Origin of the sequence: Mycobacterium sp. UM_Kg27, from assembly GCF_000972905.1 — a bacterium.
Lineage (GTDB): Bacteria > Actinomycetota > Actinomycetes > Mycobacteriales > Mycobacteriaceae > Mycobacterium.
Genome location: NZ_JRMM01000100.1, coordinates 1 through 16,419, shown reverse-complemented (window position 1 = coordinate 16,419; position 16,419 = coordinate 1). Strand labels below are relative to the sequence as shown.

Annotated in this window: 14 protein-coding genes and 1 pseudogene; 12 read left to right on the top strand and 3 right to left on the bottom strand. The window is 70.6% G+C overall.

Annotated features, from left to right (window positions below):
* The 3 genes and pseudogenes from LI94_RS23875 to pheT all read left to right on the top strand — a co-directional run.
* Window positions 1-1,188 (top strand): annotated as a pseudogene (locus LI94_RS23875) (PE family protein); the annotation flags it as partial.
* Window positions 1,189-1,298: 110 nt separating this feature from the next.
* Window positions 1,299-2,360, top strand: a complete 1,062-nt coding sequence (gene pheS / locus LI94_RS15270; protein WP_046301702.1) for a phenylalanine--tRNA ligase subunit alpha — start codon at window positions 1,299-1,301, stop codon at window positions 2,358-2,360.
* Window positions 2,360-4,843: a phenylalanine--tRNA ligase subunit beta gene (pheT, locus tag LI94_RS15265; RefSeq protein ID WP_046301701.1), complete on the top strand. Its 2,484-nt coding sequence runs from the start codon at window positions 2,360-2,362 to the stop codon at window positions 4,841-4,843. The genes pheS and pheT overlap by 1 nt, the downstream gene beginning before the upstream one ends.
* A 31-nt stretch (window positions 4,844-4,874) precedes the next feature.
* Here pheT and LI94_RS15260 read toward each other — a convergent pair whose 3' ends face one another.
* Both LI94_RS15260 and LI94_RS15255 read right to left on the bottom strand, forming a co-directional pair.
* Window positions 4,875-5,192 carry a type II toxin-antitoxin system PemK/MazF family toxin gene (locus tag LI94_RS15260; protein WP_046301700.1) on the bottom strand — a complete coding sequence of 106 codons (318 nt, stop codon included), beginning with the start codon at window positions 5,190-5,192 and terminating at the stop codon, window positions 4,875-4,877.
* Window positions 5,182-5,412 (bottom strand): hypothetical protein, encoded by a 231-nt coding sequence (locus LI94_RS15255; protein ID WP_024442889.1) that lies wholly within the window; start codon window positions 5,410-5,412, stop codon window positions 5,182-5,184. The genes LI94_RS15260 and LI94_RS15255 overlap by 11 nt, the downstream gene beginning before the upstream one ends.
* Before the next feature lie 186 nt (window positions 5,413-5,598).
* On the opposite strand from LI94_RS15255, the gene LI94_RS15250 reads away from it, so the two are divergent.
* The 9 genes from LI94_RS15250 (at window position 5,599) to argH (ending at window position 15,572) form a co-directional block, all read left to right on the top strand.
* Window positions 5,599-7,035 (top strand): NAD(P)/FAD-dependent oxidoreductase, encoded by a 1,437-nt coding sequence (locus LI94_RS15250; RefSeq protein ID WP_046301699.1) that lies wholly within the window; start codon window positions 5,599-5,601, stop codon window positions 7,033-7,035.
* A gap of 74 nt (window positions 7,036-7,109) precedes the next feature.
* The gene (gene argC, locus LI94_RS15245; protein WP_046301698.1) at window positions 7,110-8,168 is read left to right on the top strand and encodes an N-acetyl-gamma-glutamyl-phosphate reductase; all 1,059 of its coding nucleotides are present in this window, start codon (window positions 7,110-7,112) and stop codon (window positions 8,166-8,168) included.
* Window positions 8,165-9,367, top strand: a complete 1,203-nt coding sequence (argJ, locus tag LI94_RS15240; protein ID WP_024442892.1) for a bifunctional glutamate N-acetyltransferase/amino-acid acetyltransferase ArgJ — start codon at window positions 8,165-8,167, stop codon at window positions 9,365-9,367. Before argC ends, argJ begins: the two co-directional genes overlap by 4 nt.
* Complete coding sequence (gene argB, locus LI94_RS15235) at window positions 9,364-10,239, top strand: acetylglutamate kinase (RefSeq protein ID WP_024442893.1); 876 nt, start codon at window positions 9,364-9,366, stop codon at window positions 10,237-10,239. The genes argJ and argB overlap by 4 nt, the downstream gene beginning before the upstream one ends.
* Window positions 10,236-11,411, top strand: coding sequence for an acetylornithine transaminase (locus LI94_RS15230; RefSeq protein WP_046301697.1), 1,176 nt, complete (start codon window positions 10,236-10,238; stop codon window positions 11,409-11,411). Before argB ends, LI94_RS15230 begins: the two co-directional genes overlap by 4 nt.
* Window positions 11,408-12,334, top strand: a complete 927-nt coding sequence (argF, locus tag LI94_RS15225; RefSeq protein WP_046301696.1) for an ornithine carbamoyltransferase — start codon at window positions 11,408-11,410, stop codon at window positions 12,332-12,334. Before LI94_RS15230 ends, argF begins: the two co-directional genes overlap by 4 nt.
* A complete protein-coding gene (locus LI94_RS15220) occupies window positions 12,331-12,816 on the top strand; it encodes an arginine repressor (protein ID WP_046301695.1) in 486 nt (161 codons plus the stop codon). Before argF ends, LI94_RS15220 begins: the two co-directional genes overlap by 4 nt.
* Before the next feature lie 40 nt (window positions 12,817-12,856).
* Window positions 12,857-14,056: an argininosuccinate synthase gene (locus LI94_RS15215; protein WP_024442897.1), complete on the top strand. Its 1,200-nt coding sequence runs from the start codon at window positions 12,857-12,859 to the stop codon at window positions 14,054-14,056.
* A 91-nt stretch (window positions 14,057-14,147) separates the two neighbouring features.
* Window positions 14,148-15,572, top strand: a complete 1,425-nt coding sequence (argH, locus tag LI94_RS15210) for an argininosuccinate lyase (protein ID WP_046301694.1) — start codon at window positions 14,148-14,150, stop codon at window positions 15,570-15,572.
* On the opposite strand, the gene LI94_RS15205 is transcribed toward argH, so the two are convergent.
* Window positions 15,569-16,237 carry a biliverdin-producing heme oxygenase gene (locus LI94_RS15205; protein ID WP_046301703.1) on the bottom strand — a complete coding sequence of 223 codons (669 nt, stop codon included), beginning with the start codon at window positions 16,235-16,237 and terminating at the stop codon, window positions 15,569-15,571. The genes argH and LI94_RS15205 overlap by 4 nt on opposite strands.
* Window positions 16,238-16,419: the final 182 nt, after the last annotated feature.

Sequence of the window (16,419 nt, the reverse complement as noted above, 5' to 3'; positions counted from 1 at the left end):
CAGTACGGCGGTGTCGGCGGTGCCGGTGGTGCGGGCGGTGCGGTCACCGGGACCGGGGATGGCGGCGACGGCGGAGCTGGCGGCAAGGGCGCCGGAGCGACCGGCTGGAAGTCCGACGGCACCTGGGGCATCGACGGCTTCACCAACAAGTTCGGGGCCGGCACCGTCCTGGGCGTCTCGGGCGCCGGTGGCGCGGGCGGCGCGGGTGGCGCGGCGACGACCGGCGACGGCGGTAAAGGTGGCGAGGGTGGCGATGGCGGCGCCGCCGCCGCAGACGCTTCTGGCACCACGGTCATCTGGGGCGGCACCGGCGGCGCGGGCGGTGCCGGTGGCGCCGCAACCGTCAAGGCCCCCGAGGGCGACGCCCCCCCGGCCGTCAGCGGCAAGGGTGGCGAAGGTGGCGCAGGCGGTGACGGCGGCCAGGGCACCATCACCGGTGGCAGCGGCGGCAGCGGCGGCGCCGGCGGTGCCAGCACCAGCAAGGAGGGTGGCGACGGCGGCGACGGCGGTAGTGGTGCCAAGGGCACCGGCTGGAATGACGCCAATGGCAGCGTGACCGGCAAGGGCCAGATCCTGGGCTTCGGCGGCAGCGGCGGCAAGGGTGGCGCCGGCGGCAATGGTGTGACCGGCGGCAATGGTGGTGACGGCGGTGAAGGCGTCAGCGGCATTGACGGTGGCAACAAGTTCGGCTCCGGCGGCACCGGGGGAGCCGGCGGGGCCGGTGGCACCGGCACCACCGGTAACGGCGGCAACGGCGGACAGGGCGGAAACAGCGGCGGCGGCAGCTGGCGGGCCCAGAACGGCGGCGCCGGTGGAGCCGGTGGCAACAGCACCGAAGGTGACGGCGGTATCGGCGGCGCCGGCGGTAACGGCGGCAGCCTGACCAGCAACGGCGGCACCGCACCGACCAACGGCAGGCCCGTGCAGGTTGGCGCCGGAGGTGCGGGCGGCAACGGTGGCAGCAGCACCGCGACCAACACCGAAGGTGAAGGTGGCGATGGCGGCAAGGGTGGTAACGGCGGCGACGGCGTCGGCACCGTCAAGGGTGGTGCCGGTGGCACCGGTGGCACCGGCGGCAAGTCGGGCAGCGTGGCGGGAACGGCGGGCACCAAGCCCCCCGCGCCCACCAACACCAGCGGTGTCGAAGGCGGCGCCGGCGGCGCTGGAGCCGAGCCCAAGGCTCCTTAACCCACTCGACGAGAGCCCCGCACACCGCGTGCGGGGCTTTCGTCGTCATGTCGATAAGATCGACGCTTGCGTCTCAGCCACAATCACAGCCAGTAGGGGGAGTTTCGTCCGTGGGCAATCAGCCTGCTGAACAGTTGGCCCCGTCCGTCGTCTCCGACGCGACCCTGACCTCAGCGCTGCAGGCGGCGCAGGCCGCGTTTGCCGCGGCCGCCGACCTGGATGCGCTGGCCCACGCCAAAACCGAGCACCTCGGTGACAAGGCGCCGCTGGCGGTGGCCCGCCAGGCGCTGGCCAAGCTGGACAAGACCGAGCGTGCCGACGCGGGCAAGCGCGTCAATGCCGTGCGCACCGATGCCCAGCGCGCCTACGACGAGCGCCTGGCGGCCCTGCGCGCCGAACGCGACGCCGCCGTGCTGGCCGCCGAGAGCATCGACGTCACGCTGCCCTCGGCCCGCAAGCCCGTGGGCGCCCGGCACCCCATCACCATGCTCGCCGAACACGTCGCCGACACCTTCGTCGCGATGGGCTGGGAACTGGCCGAGGGCCCCGAGGTCGAAGCCGAGCACTTCAACTTCGACGCGCTGAACTTCCCGGTCGACCACCCCGCGCGCAGTGATCAGGACACCTTCCACATCGCCCCGCCCGGATCGCGGCAACTGCTGCGCACCCACACCTCCCCGGTGCAGATCCGCGCCCTGCTGGCCCGCGAACTGCCGGTCTACGTCGTTTCGATCGGGCGCACCTTCCGCACCGACGAACTCGACGCCACCCACACCCCGGTGTTCCACCAGGTCGAGGGGCTCGCGGTCGACCGCGGTCTGACCATGGCGCACCTGCGCGGCACCCTGGACGCCTTCGCCCAGTCCGAGTTTGGGCCGGCCGCCAAGACCCGTATCCGGCCGCACTTCTTCCCGTTCACCGAACCGTCGGCCGAGGTCGACATCTGGTTCGAGGGCAAAAAGGGCGGGCCCGGCTGGGTGGAATGGGGTGGCTGCGGGATGGTGCACCCCAACGTCTTGCGTGCGGTGGGCATCGACCCGGCCGAATACTCCGGCTTCGCGTTCGGTATGGGATTGGAGCGAACCCTGCAGTTTCGCAACGGAATCCCCGACATGCGCGACATGGTCGAGGGCGACGTCCGGTTCTCCCTGCCATTCGGGGTGGGCGCCTGATGCGTATTCCCTACAGCTGGTTGCGTGAGATGCTGATCGCCGGAGCGCCGGGATTCGACATCACCGCCGCCGAACTCGAGCAGGCGCTGCTGCGGATCGGCCACGAGGTCGAGGGCGTGCACACCCTGGGCCCGGTCACCGGGCCGTTCAAGGTCGGCCGGGTGGTCGAGATCGAGGAACTCACCGAATTCAAGAAGCCGATCCGGGCCTGCCGTGTCGACGTCGGCGAGGCCGAGCCGCGTGACATCGTCTGCGGTGCCAGCAATTTCGCCGTCGGTGACTTGGTGGCCGTCGCACTGCCCGGCGCGGTGCTGCCCGGTGATTTCACCATCGCCACCCGCAAGACCTACGGCCGCACCTCCGACGGCATGATCTGCTCGGCGTCCGAAATACGGCTGAGCACCGACCATTCCGGCATCCTGGTGCTGCCGGAGGGCACCGCCGAGCCCGGTGCGGACGCCGCGGAAGTACTGGGCCTCGACGACGTGGTCTACGAGCTGGCCATCACCCCCGACCGCGGCTACTGCATGTCGGTGCGTGGGCTGGCACGCGACATCGCCTGCGCCCTGGACCTGGACTTCGCCGACCCGGCTGCGGTGCCGGCGCTGCCCGCCGAGGGTGAGGCGTGGCCGCTGAGTGTGCAGCCGGGCACCGGGGTACGCCGCTTCGCGCTGCGCAGCGTCACCGGCATCGACCCGGCAGCGGTATCGCCGTGGTGGCTGCAACGTCGCCTGGCGCTGTGCGGCATCCGGGCGATCTCCCCGGCCGTCGACGCCACCAACTACGTGATGGTCGAACTCGGCCACCCGATGCACGCCCACGACCGGGCCCGCATCACCGGCGGCTTCGACGTCCGCTTCGCCGCGCCCGGCGAAACCGTCAACACCCTCGATGGCATCGAACGCAAACTGGAACCGGTCGACGTGCTCATCGTCGACGACGTCGCCACCGCCGCGATCGGCGGCGTGATGGGCTCGGGCAGCACCGAAATGCGCGACGACTCAACCGATGTGCTGCTGGAGGCCGCGATCTGGGACCCCGCCGCGGTGTCACGGACCGCGCGGCGGCTGCACCTGCCCAGCGAAGCCGCTCGGCGCTATGAGCGCTCCGTGGATCCGGCCATCTCGGTGGCCGTGTTGGACCGCTGTGCGAGCCTGCTGGCCGAAATCGCCGGGGGAGTCATCGAATCGGGCCTGACTGACTGGCGCGGGGAGCCGCCCGTCGAGAACTGGAGCCAGGCTCCGATCGAGATTCCCGCCGACCTGCCGGACCGCACCGCGGGGGTGAGCTACCCCGGGGGCACCACGGTTCGGCGGCTGACCCAGATCGGCTGCGAGGTGGCGGTCGCCGGGGACGTGTTGACCGTCACCCCGCCGAGCTGGCGCCCAGATCTGCGCCAGCCGGCCGACCTGGTCGAGGAGGTGCTGCGGCTGGAGGGACTGGAGTCCATTCCGTCGGTGCTGCCCGCCGCGCCGGCCGGGCGTGGCCTGACTGCCACCCAGCGTCGGCGCCGCGCGATCGGCAAGTCGCTGGCCCTGGCCGGCTACGTCGAGGTGCTGGCCACGCCGTTCCTGCCCGCCGGAGTGTTCGACACCTGGGGGCTGGCCGACGACGACCCGCGCCGCGCCACGGTGTCGGTGCTCAACCCGCTGGAGGCCGACCGGCCCCAGCTGGCCAGTACTTTGCTGCCCGGACTGTTGGAAGCCTTGGGCCGCAACGTGTCCCGCGGCATGAGTGACGTCGCCCTGTTCGCCATCGCCCAAGTGGTGCAGTCCGCGGGTCCCGCCGAGTTCCCGGCCGTCACACCTGCCAGGCGCCCGACCGACGCCGAGATCGACGGAATCGATGCCGCCCTGCCGCGCCAGCCGCAGCACATCGCGGTCGCACTGACCGGCCTGGCCGAACCCCGGGGACCATGGGGCCCGGGCCGGCCGGTGGAAGCCGCCGACGCCATCGAGGCGGCACGGGTGATCGCCCGCGCCAGCGGCGTCGAGGTCACCCTGCGCTCCGCGGCCCACCTGCCGTGGCATCCGGGCCGCTGCGCCGAGGTGCTCGTCGGCGAGACCCTGATCGGCCACGCCGGCCAGCTGCACCCGGCCGTCATCGAACGCGCCGGCCTGCCCAAGGGCACCTGTGCCGTCGAGCTGAACCTGGACGCCATTCCAGTGACCGCAGCGCTGCCGGCTCCCCGGGTGTCGCCGTTCCCGGCGGTGTTCCAGGACCTGGCCCTGGTGGTCGATGAGAAGGTGACCGCGCAATCGGTGGCCGACGCGGTGCGCGAGGGCGCCGGAGAGCTGCTGGAGGACATCGCACTGTTCGACGTCTACACCGGCCCGCAGGTCGGCGAGGGCCGCAAGTCGCTGGCGTTCGCGCTGCGCTTCCGGGCCGCCGATCGCACGCTGACCGAGGACGAGGCCAGTGCGGCCCGCGACGCCGCCGTGATCCGCGCCGGGGAGGCCGTCGGCGCCGCCCTGCGGGGCTAGACTTCCGAGCCCGGCGGCACGGTCAACTTCCTCAGTCCAGTGCCAGCACCGAGCGCAGGGCGGTGTCGACGTCTTGCAGCTCGCCGGTACTCAACCGGCCGACGAACTCGCCGAGGCGCTGCTGCGGATCGATCACGGTGAGTTGCTCGACCAGCACGCGGGTTGTGCCGCCGCCGATTTCAATTTCTGGGCGGAACGAGGCCGCGCGACGGCCGGTCGAGGTTGGCGCGACGATCCAGGTCGATAGCGGAAGATCATCGGACTGCACCACGACCGCGTAGCGCCACCCGGATTGCTCGTGGCCGCGTGCTTCCTTCGGGGCTCGCAGGCGGTACACGTCACCACGCACGGATGGTGTCCATCTCTGCTGCGAGCTCGCGCGAGGCAGCAACATCGTCGGGGTCGTTGCGCAGTTCTTCGGCTTCGGCACGCATACGCTCCCGGCGGCGAGCGCGTTCGGCATCCAAGATCGCCGCGCGAGCGGCCTCCGACCGCGAACGGCCCCCGCTGGTCAGCTCGGCCAAGGCCCGTTCCACCTCGGAATCAGTGCGGATCGTCAAAGTCCCCATCGTGCCTATCGTAGTCGGCAATGCACGAGTTTCCGCTTACATTCTGTACTGCCGCTGGTCAGATGCGCGGCATCCACGGGCTTGCCCGGGAAACAGCTGGGCAAGCTCGCAGTGGCGTACCCGGGGAGTCCGTGCTGGGATGGATCCAGCTTTCCTCGCCAAACAGCTTCGAGAGGACGCGCTCAGATGACCGAAACGTACGACGTCGTCGTCCTCGGTGCCGGACCGGTCGGGGAGAACGTCGCCGACCGCGCCCGCGCCGCCGGGCTGAGCGTGGCGATCGTGGAACGCGAACTCATCGGCGGCGAATGTTCCTACTGGGCCTGCGTGCCCAGCAAGGCCCTGCTGCGGCCGGTGCTCGCGCTCGATGATGCGCGCCGCGTCGACGGCGCACGACAGGCCGTCAGCTCTTCGATCGATGCCGCCGGGGTGTTTCGGCGCCGCAATCACTATGTGGGGGACTGGAACGACTCCGGGCAGGCCGACTGGATCGAGGGGGTCGGAGCGACGCTGGTGCGCGGCCACGGTCGCCTGGACGGGCCACGACGGGTGGTGGTCGCCACCGACGGCGGCGACGTGACGCTGACCGCCCGGCACGCCGTCGTCATCTGCACCGGAACCCGCGCGTCCCTGCCGGATCTGCCGGGCATGGCCGACGCCCGTGCGTGGACGAACCGCGAAGCCACCGAGGCCACGTCGGTGCCGGGGCGCCTCGCCGTGGTCGGGGCCGGCGGTGTGGGCGTCGAGATGGCCACCGCCTGGCAGGGATTGGGTTCGGCGGTGACGCTGCTGGTGCGCGGCTCGGGGTTGCTGCCGCGGATGGAACCGTTCGTCGGCGAATACGTCGCTCGCGGGCTGGCCGACGCCGGAGTCGACGTGCGCACCGGTGTTTCGGTGGCCCGGCTCGAGCGGGCGGGCGACGGCCCGGTGCGCCTGGAGCTGACCGACGGCACCGAGCTCGACGTCGACGAGATCTTGTTCGCGACCGGCCGCACCCCGCTCACCGGCGACATCGGCCTGGAAACCGTCGGACTCACCCCCGGCGACTGGCTGGAGGTCGATGACACCTGCCGGGTGCGCGCCGTCGAGGAGGGGTGGCTGTATGCCTGCGGCGACGCCAATCACCGCGCACTGCTCACCCACGAGGGCAAATATCAGGCGCGCATCGCCGGCGACGCCATCGGCGCCCGGGCCGCCGGGGAGCCACTGGACACCGCGCCGTGGGGCATGCACGCCGCCACCGCCGACCACCACGCCGTACCGCAGGTCTTCTTCACCGACCCCGAGGCGGCCGCGGTCGGGCTCACCGCCGAGCAGGCCGAGCGGGCCGGCCACCGGGTGCAGGTGGTGGACGTGGAGATCGGCGACACGGTGATGGGGGCCAATCTGCACGCCGACGGCTACCGCGGGCGGGCCCGCATGGTGGTCGACGCCGACGAATCGGTCCTGCTCGGCGTGGCCTTCGTGGGCCCCGGCGTGGCTGAGCTGCTGCATTCGGCCACCGTCGCCGTCGCCGGCCGGGTGCCGATCAGCCGGCTGTGGCACGCCGTGCCGTGTTTCCCGACGATCAGTGAGATCTGGCTGCGACTGTTGGAGGCCTACCGCGATGCCGGAGCGGCCTGACGGTCGGCTACCGTGCAGCTGGCACGTTCGTGCCCGCACCCCGCCGTAATTAGTTTGCGTATAAACGCATAATCATGCAGAATCGCCGAGTGACCAAAGCGATCAAAGTGGCGGTGGCTGGTGCCAGCGGCTACGCCGGCGGGGAGATCCTGCGGCTGCTGCTCGGGCATCCCGCCTACGCCGACGGCCGGCTGAGCATCGGCGCCCTGACCGCCGCCGGCAACGCCGGCAGCACCCTGGGCGAACAGCACCCGCATCTGGTGCCGCTGGCCGACCGCGTCCTCGAGCCGACCGAGGTCGACACCCTCGCCGGACACGACGTGGTGTTCCTCGGCCTGCCGCACGGGCATTCGGCGGTGCTCGCTGAGCAACTCGACGACAACACCCTGGTGGTGGACTGCGGCGCGGACTTCCGGCTGGGCGATCCGACCGACTGGGAACGCTTCTACGGCTCGGCGCACTCCGGCACCTGGCCCTACGGTCTGCCCGAGTTGCCCGGCGGTCGCGACAAACTCAAGGACGCCCGGCGAATCGCGGTGCCGGGCTGCTACCCGACCGCGGCGCTGCTGGCGCTGTTCCCGGCCGTCGCCGCCGGACTGGTGGAACCCGACGTCACCGTGGTCGCCGTCAGTGGCACCTCCGGCGCCGGAAAGGCCGCCAAGGTCGACCTTTTGGGCTCGGAGGTCATCGGATCGGCGCGGGCCTACAACATCGGCGGCGCCCACCGGCACACCCCGGAGATCAGTCAGGGACTGCGGGCGGTCACCCACCGCGACGTCAGCGTCGCGTTCGTCCCGGTGCTGATCCCGGCATCGCGGGGCATCTTGGCCACCTGCACCGCCAAGACCACGGCGCCGCTGTCGGAATTGCGCGTGGTCTACGAAAAGGCCTATCACGACGAGCCGTTCGTGTACCTGCTGCCCGAAGGCCAGCTGCCCAAGACCGGATCGGTGATCGGCAGCAACGCCGCCCACCTTGCGGTCGCCGTGGACCAGGACGCCTCGACGTTCATCGCGATCGCGGCGATCGACAACCTGGTCAAGGGCACCGGCGGCGCAGCCGTGCAGGCGATGAACCTGGCGCTGGGCTGGCCGGAGACCGAAGGGCTTTCCGTTGTAGGAGTGGCGCCATGACTGACGTTCGGCTGGTGCGCGAGCAGGGTGTCACCGCACCCGGAGGATTCCGGGCCGCGGGAATCGCGGCCGGTATCAAGGTTTCCGGGAATCCGGATCTGGCGCTGGTGTTCAACGAGGGCCCGGACTATGCGGCGGCCGGTGTGTTCACCAGTAACCAGGTCAAGGCCGCGCCGGTGCAGTGGAGCCAGCAGGTGCTCAAGGGCGGCCGGCTGCGGGCGGTGATCCTGAACTCTGGCGGCGCCAACGCCTGCACCGGGCCGGGCGGTTTCCAAGACACGCACACCACCGCCGAAGCGGTCGCGGCGGCACTGTCGCACTGGGGCACCGAGACCGGGGCCGCCGAGGTGGCGGTCTGCTCCACCGGTCTGATCGGTGACCGGCTGCCGATGGACAAGCTGCTGGCCGGTGTCACCGACGTGGTGCAGGCCATGGCCGGCGGCCTGGTCGGCGGAGACGAAGCCGCCCGCGCCATCATGACCACCGACACCGTCCCCAAACAGGTTGCGCTGCACCACAAGGGCGACTGGACCGTGGGCGGCATGGCCAAGGGTGCCGGCATGCTGGCGCCGTCGCTGGCCACCATGCTGGTGGTGCTGACCACCGACGCCAAGGTCGACGCGGCCGCGCTGGACGCCGCCCTGCGGCGGGCCACCGCGGTGACGTTCGACCGGCTCGACATCGACGGCAGCTGCTCCACCAACGACACGGTGCTGCTGCTGGCGTCGGGCGCCAGCGAGATCACGCCCAGCCAAGACGACCTGGACGCCGCGGTGCTGGCCGTCTGCGACGACCTGTGCGCCCAGCTTCAGGCCGACGCCGAGGGCGTCACCAAGCGGGTGTCGATCACCGTCAGCGGCGCCGGCAGCGACGCCGACGCCCTGATCGCCGCGCGGATCGTGGCCCGCGACAGCCTGGTCAAGACCGCGCTGTTCGGCTCGGACCCCAACTGGGGGCGGGTGCTGGCCGCCGTCGGGATGGTGCCGTTCACCATCGACCCCGACCGGATCACGGTGTCGTTCAACGGATCCCCGGTCTTCTCCGACGGAACGCCGATGCCCGGAGCCCGGGAGGTCGACCTGTCCGGGGCCGACATCCGCGTGACCGTCGAACTGCACCTCGGCAGCGGGCAGGCCATGGTGCGCACCACCGACCTGTCACACGCCTACGTCGAAGAGAATTCCGCGTATTCCTCATGACAGAACTCACCACCACCGTCAAAGCCCAGGTACTGGCGGAAGCCCTGCCGTGGCTCAAGCAGCTGCACGGCAAGATCGTCGTCGTCAAGTACGGCGGCAACGCCATGACCGACGACACCCTCAAGCACGCGTTCGCCGCCGACATGGCCTTCCTGCGCAACTGCGGCATCCACCCGGTGGTGGTGCACGGCGGCGGGCCGCAGATCAGCGCCATGCTCAAGAAACTCGGCATCGAAGGGGACTTCAAGGGCGGATTCCGGGTCACCACACCGGAAGTGCTCGACGTGGCGCGCATGGTGCTGTTCGGTCAGGTCGGCCGCGAACTCGTCGGCCTGATCAACGCCCACGGCCCGTACGCGGTGGGCATCACCGGCGAGGACGCCGCGCTGTTCACCGCGGTGCGGCGCAGCGTGAACGTCGACGGGGTCGCCACCGACATCGGGCTGGTCGGCGACGTCGACAAAGTCAACACCGCCGCGGTGCTGGATTTGATTGCCGCAGGCCGGATTCCGGTGGTCTCCACCCTGGCGCCAGATCCCGACGGGGTGGTGCACAACATCAACGCCGACACCGCGGCGGCCGCGCTGGCCGAAGCGCTGCAGGCCGAGAAACTGTTGATGCTCACCGACGTCGACGGCCTCTACACCGACTGGCCCAACACCGATTCGCTGGTCAGTGAGATCGACACCGCCACATTGGAGCAACTGTTGCCGCGACTGGAGTCCGGCATGATCCCCAAAGTCGAAGGCTGCCTGCGCGCCGTCCGCGGCGGGGTGCCCAGCGCCCACATCATCGACGGCCGCGTCGAACACTGCGTGCTGGTTGAGCTTTTCACCCACGCCGGCACCGGAACCAAGGTGGTAAACCCATGAGTCTTCAAGACCGCTGGCAGGCGGTGATGATGAACAACTACGGCACCCCGCCGCTGGCACTGGTCAGCGGGGAGGGCGCGGTGGTGACCGACGATTCGGGCAAGAGCTACGTCGACCTGCTGGGCGGCATCGCGGTCAACGTGCTCGGCCACCGGCACCCTGCGGTGATCGAGGCCGTCACCGCCCAGCTGAACACGTTGGGCCACACCTCCAACCTGTATGCCACCGAGCCGGGCATCGCGCTGGCCGAGGGCCTGGTAGGCCATCTGGGCGTCCCGGCGCGAGTCTTCTTCTGCAACTCGGGAACCGAGGCCAACGAAGTGGCCTTCAAGATGACCCGGCTCACCGGCAAGACGAAGATCGTTGCCGCCCAAGGCGCTTTCCACGGCCGCACCATGGGGTCACTGGCGCTGACCGGGCAGCCCGACAAGCAGGCGCCGTTCGAGCCGCTACCCGGCGACATCATCCACGTGCCCTACGGCGACACCAAGGCGTTGGCCGCGGCTGTCGATTCGAGCACCGCCGCAGTGTTTCTGGAGCCGATCATGGGGGAGGGCGGCGTCGTCACCCCACCCGCCGGCTACCTGGCCGAGGCCCGCGGTATCACCGCCGCCCACGGCGCCCTGCTGGTGCTCGACGAAGTCCAGACCGGGATCGGGCGCACCGGCGCCTTCTACGCCCACCAGCACGACGGCATCACCCCCGACATCATCACGCTGGCCAAGGGCCTGGGCGGCGGCCTGCCCATCGGTGCCTGCCTGGCGGTCGGCGCGGCCGGTGACCTGCTGACGCCGGGCCTGCACGGCAGCACCTTCGGCGGCAACCCGGTGTGCACCGCGGCGGCGTTGGCGGTGCTGCGGGCGCTGGCCGACGGCGACCTGATCGCCCGGGCCGCCACGCTGGGCAAGACGCTGAGCCACGGCATCGAGGAACTGGGCCATCCGCTGGTCGACCACGTCCGGGGCAAGGGCCTGCTGGCCGGCGTGGTGCTCACCGAGCCCAAGGCCAAGGCCGTCGAACTGGCCGCCCGCGAGGCCGGCTTCCTGGTCAACGCCGCCGCGGCGGGCGTGGTCCGGCTGGCGCCGCCGCTGATCGTCACCGAGGAACAGATCGGCAGCTTCATCACCGCCCTGCCGGGCATCCTCGACACCGCCCAGGAGGCAGCACAATGATCCGCCACTTCCTCCGCGACGACGACGTCACACCGGCCGAGCAGGCCGAAATCCTGGCTCTGGCAGCAGAACTGAAAGCGGCGCCGTTCAGCCGGCGGCCGCTGGAAGGCCCGCGCGGAGTGGCGGTGATCTTCGACAAGAACTCCACCCGCACCCGGTTCTCCTTCGAGATCGGCATCGCCCAACTCGGCGGGCACGCCGTCGTCGTCGACGGCCGCTCCACCCAGCTGGGCCGCGACGAAACCCTCGAAGACACCGGGCAGGTGCTGTCGCGGTACGTCGATGCCATCGTGTGGCGCACGTTCGCCCAGGACCGGCTGACCGCGATGGCCAGCACCGCGACGGTGCCGATCGTCAACGCGCTCTCCGATGAGTTCCACCCCTGCCAGGTGCTGGCCGACCTGCAGACCATCGCCGAACGCAAAGGCGCACTCAAGGGGCTCAAGCTGACCTACCTCGGCGACGGCGCCAACAACATGGCGCACTCGCTGATGCTCGGCGGGGTGACCGCCGGGGTGCACGTCACCGTCGCCGCCCCCGAAGGCTTCACCCCCGACCCGGCCGTCGTCGCCGCCGCGCGGGAACGCGCCGCCGACACCGGCGCCTCGGTCACCCTCACCGCCGACGCGGTCAAGGCCGCCGCCGGAGCCGACGTGTTGGTCACCGACACTTGGACCTCGATGGGCCAGGAGGACGACGGCCTGGACCGGGTGGCGCCGTTTCGGCCCTTCCAGATCAACGACGAACTCGTCGGCCTGGCCGACCCGGACGTCACGGTGCTGCACTGCCTGCCGGCGCACCGCGGCGACGAGATCACCGACTCGGTGATCGACGGGCCGCGCAGCGCGGTGTGGGACGAAGCCGAGAACCGCCTGCACGCGCAGAAGGCGCTGTTGGTGTGGTTGCTGGAACGGTCACGATGAGCCGCGCCGACAGCACCGTCTCGCGGGTGGGCCGCCAGGCCCGCATCGTGGAGGTGCTGTCCTCGGCCGTGGTGCGCAGCCAGACCGAGCTGGCCACCCTCCTGGCCGCCGACGGCATCGAGGTCACCCAGGCCACCCTGTCGCGTGACCTCGAAGAGCTGGGCGCGGTGAAACTGCGGGGTCCCGATGGCGGGGCCGGGGGATACGTCATTCCCGAGGACGGCAACCCGCTGCGCTTGTCCGGCGGCACCGACCGGCTGTCCCGGCTGCTGGGCGAGCTGCTGGTGTCCACCGATGCCACCGGAAATCTCGCCGTGCTGCGCACCCCGCCCGGGGCGGCGGACTACCTGGCCAGTGCCATCGACCGGGCCGCGCTACCGTACGTCGTCGGCACCATCGCCGGGGATGACACCATCTTCGTGGCGGCCCGTGAGCCGATGACCGGCGCCGAACTCGCGGCCACCCTCAACGACCTGCAGTAACACCCACAAGCACACAGCAACACAAAGCAAGGAGAACTCGATGTCCGAACGCGTCATCCTGGCGTATTCCGGCGGCCTGGACACTTCGGTGGCGATCAGCTGGATCGGCAAGGAGACCGGCCGCGAAGTCGTCGCCGTCGCCATCGACCTCGGCCAGGGCGGCGAGGACATGGAAGTGGTGCGCCAGCGCGCCCTGGACTGCGGCGCGGTGGAGGCCGTCGTGGTCGACGCCCGCGACGAGTTCGCCGACGAGTACTGCCTGCCGACCATCAAGGCCAACGCGCTCTACATGGACCGCTACCCGCTGGTCTCGGCCATCAGCCGGCCGCTGATCGTCAAGCACCTGGTGGACGCCGCGCGCAGCCATGGCGGCACCATCGTCGCCCACGGCTGCACCGGCAAGGGCAACGACCAGGTCCGCTTCGAGGTCGGCTTCGCCTCGCTCGCACCCGAACTCGACGTGATCGCCCCGGTCCGCGACTACGCCTGGACCCGGGAGAAGGCCATCGCGTTCGCCGAGCAGAACGACATCCCGATCAACGTCACCAAGCGCTCGCCGTTCTCCATCGACCAGAACGTGTGGGGCCGCGCGGTGGAGACCGGATTCCTCGAAGACCTGTGGAACGCCCCCACCAAGGACGTCTACGACTACACCGAGGACCCGACGGTCAACTTCAACGCCCCCGACGAGCTGATCATCAGCTTCGATAAGGGCCGCCCGGTGGCCATCGACGGTCGCCCGCTCAGCGTGCTGCAGATCATCCAGGAGCTCAACACCCGGGCCGGCGCGCAGGGCGTGGGCCGGCTGGACGTGGTCGAGGACCGGCTGGTGGGCATCAAGAGCCGCGAGATCTACGAGGCGCCCGGCGCGATGGTGCTGATCACCGCGCACACCGAGCTCGAGCACGTCACCCTGGAGCGCGAACTGGGCCGCTACAAGCGTGGTGTGGACCGCAAGTGGGGCGAGCTCACCTATGACGGTCTGTGGTTCAGCCCGCTCAAGCGGTCGCTGGAGGTGTTCGTCGAGGACACCCAGCAGCACGTCTCCGGTGACATCCGCCTGGTCCTGCACGGCGGCAGCATCATCATCAACGGCCGGCGCAGCGCGGAGTCGCTGTATGACTTCAACCTGGCCACCTACGACGAGGGCGACACTTTCGACCAGACCGCGGCGCGTGGCTTCGTCCAGATCCACGGGTTGAGCTCCAAGATCTCCGCCCGCCGGGATCTGGGTTCGTGATCCCGGTCCTTGGCCGCGAGTGCCATTCTGACGACGCGACACGCCGGTGTGGCGTCGTGAAAGTGCCACTCGGCGCAACAAGGGGGCCGAAATGAGCACCAACGAAGGATCACTGTGGGGCGGGCGGTTCGCCGAAGGACCGTCCGACGCGCTGGCGGCGCTGAGCAAATCCACCCACTTCGACTGGGTGCTGGCGCCCTACGACGTGGCTGCCTCCAAGGCGCACGCGAAGGTGCTCTTTCACGCCGGGCTGCTCACCGACGAGCAGCGTGACGGCCTGCTGGCCGGCCTGGACAGTCTCGGCGCAGACGTCGCCGACGGCAGCTTCGGGCCGCTGGTCACCGACGAAGACGTGCACGGCGCGCTGGAGCGCGGCCTGATCGACCGGGTCGGTCCTGATCTGGGCGGCCGGCTGCGCGCCGGGCGGTCACGAAACGACCAGGTGGCCACGCTGTTTCGGATGTGGCTGCGCGACGCGGTACGCCGCGTCGCCGCCGGAGTGCTCGACGTGGTCGAAGCGCTGGCCCACCAGGCCGGCGCCCACCCGGACGCCATCATGCCGGGCAAGACCCACCTGCAGTCCGCGCAGCCGGTGCTGCTGGCCCACCATCTGCTGGCCCACGCCCACCCGCTGCTGCGCGACGTGGACCGGATCATCGACTTCGACGCCCGCGCCGCCGTCTCGCCGTACGGGTCGGGCGCGCTGGCCGGCTCGTCACTGGGCCTGAACCCGGACGCCATCGCCGCCGAACTCGGGTTCACCGCGGCCGCGGACAACTCGATCGACGCCACCGCCGCCCGCGACTTCGCCGCCGAGGCCGCCTTCGTGTTCGCGATGATCGCCGTCGACCTGTCCCGGTTGGCCGAAGACATCATCTTGTGGAGCTCAACGGAATTCGGCTACGCCGTGCTGCATGACTCCTGGTCGACCGGCAGCTCGATCATGCCGCAGAAGAAGAATCCCGACATCGCCGAGCTGGCCCGCGGCAAGTCCGGCCGGTTGATCGGCAACCTGACCGGCCTGCTGGCGACGCTCAAAGCCCAGCCGCTGGCCTACAACCGCGACCTGCAGGAGGACAAGGAGCCGGTGTTCGACTCGGCGGCGCAGCTCGAGCTGCTGTTGCCGGCGATGGCCGGGCTGGTCGGCACCCTGCGCTTCGACACCGAGCGGATGTCCGCGCTGGCACCGGCCGGCTACACCCTGGCCACCGATATCGCCGAATGGCTGGTGCGCCAAGGTGTCCCGTTCCGCATCGCCCACGAGGCCGCGGGGGCGGCGGTGAAGGTTGCCGAGCGGCGCGGCGTCGGCCTCGACGAGCTGACCGACGACGAACTGGCCGCCATCAGCCCGGAGCTCACCCCGCGGGTACGTCAGGTGCTGACGGTCGAGGGGTCGGTGGGCTCGCGGGACGCCCGCGGCGGTACCGCGCCGGTGCGGGTGGCCGAGCAGCTGGAGTCGGTCCGGCAGGCGGTGAGCCGAGCGCGCCGGCGAACCGCCGCAGATTCGGCGGGCTAACCCGCGGAGTCGCGGTAATAGGCCGCCAGGTTCTCGGCCAGTTCGTCGAACAGGTCCTGGTTGAGTCCGAAGGCGTGCCGGACCTCGTCGACCACCCCGTCGATCTCGTCGGGCTCCAGACCGAGCTGGTCGAGTCGGGCACGGTAGGCGTCCTTGTACGGTTTCGCCCGCACCGGGAACTCGTAGAACGCCAGGCCGGCGCCGCCGAGCGCGAACGTGCGGTCCAGCACCCGTCCGATCGCCTGGCCGCCGGAGAGGTCTCCGAGGTAGCGGGTGTAGTGGTGGGCCAGCAACTCGCCGGCCGAGGCGCCGGCGATGCGGTCGCAGTAGGCCTGAGCGGCGGGTGATTCGACTTCCGCGACGGCTCCACCGGCCCAGAACTCCAGGTCGGCCTCGATCGCGGAGAGCCGCTCCAGGGCCGGGTCGTACACCGACGCGACGAGTGCGTCGTCGCGGTTCGCCCGTACCGCGGCCTCCAGTGCGGCGTAGACCATCCGCAACCGCAGCAGGTAGTCGACGTAGCCCTGCTCGTTGACCTTGCCGTCCATCAGCTCCGACACGAACGGCGAGGCCTCGGCGGCATCGTGGGCCGCCTGCGAGCCTTCGCGCATCGCGGTGGACAACGAGCGGACGGCATCGGGGTCAACCGGGGCCTTCAGCGGCATGCTGTGATCCGTTCCCTTCGTCGCGGGTGCTGTCATCGGGGTGGTGGCCCCGTTGCCGAATGCGTCTTCCGCCAGCGTAGTGAGTCTGCCCGGGTCCGCCAGTCCAGACAGCGGCGGCGGCCGGTAGCGGATCGAGCGCTGCGCTAGCGTGATTGGGATCAACGGCTGTCTCTTATACACAT

Bases quoted from the DNA above. Each gene is read 5' to 3' on its own strand.
- argH (WP_046301694.1), top strand. From the start codon at position 14,148: ATGAGCACCAACGAAGGATCACTGTGGGGCGGGCGGTTCGCCGAAGGA.
- LI94_RS15205 (WP_046301703.1), bottom strand. From the start codon at position 16,237: ATGCCGCTGAAGGCCCCGGTTGACCCCGATGCCGTCCGCTCGTTGTCC.
- LI94_RS15230 (WP_046301697.1), top strand. From the start codon at position 10,236: ATGAGTCTTCAAGACCGCTGGCAGGCGGTGATGATGAACAACTACGGC.
- LI94_RS15250 (WP_046301699.1), top strand. From the start codon at position 5,599: ATGACCGAAACGTACGACGTCGTCGTCCTCGGTGCCGGACCGGTCGGG.
- LI94_RS15255 (WP_024442889.1), bottom strand. From the start codon at position 5,412: ATGGGGACTTTGACGATCCGCACTGATTCCGAGGTGGAACGGGCCTTG.
- argF (WP_046301696.1), top strand. From the start codon at position 11,408: ATGATCCGCCACTTCCTCCGCGACGACGACGTCACACCGGCCGAGCAG.
- argB (WP_024442893.1), top strand. From the start codon at position 9,364: ATGACAGAACTCACCACCACCGTCAAAGCCCAGGTACTGGCGGAAGCC.
- LI94_RS15215 (WP_024442897.1), top strand. From the start codon at position 12,857: ATGTCCGAACGCGTCATCCTGGCGTATTCCGGCGGCCTGGACACTTCG.
- pheT (WP_046301701.1), top strand. From the start codon at position 2,360: ATGCGTATTCCCTACAGCTGGTTGCGTGAGATGCTGATCGCCGGAGCG.
- LI94_RS15220 (WP_046301695.1), top strand. From the start codon at position 12,331: ATGAGCCGCGCCGACAGCACCGTCTCGCGGGTGGGCCGCCAGGCCCGC.
- argC (WP_046301698.1), top strand. From the start codon at position 7,110: ATGCAGAATCGCCGAGTGACCAAAGCGATCAAAGTGGCGGTGGCTGGT.
- argJ (WP_024442892.1), top strand. From the start codon at position 8,165: ATGACTGACGTTCGGCTGGTGCGCGAGCAGGGTGTCACCGCACCCGGA.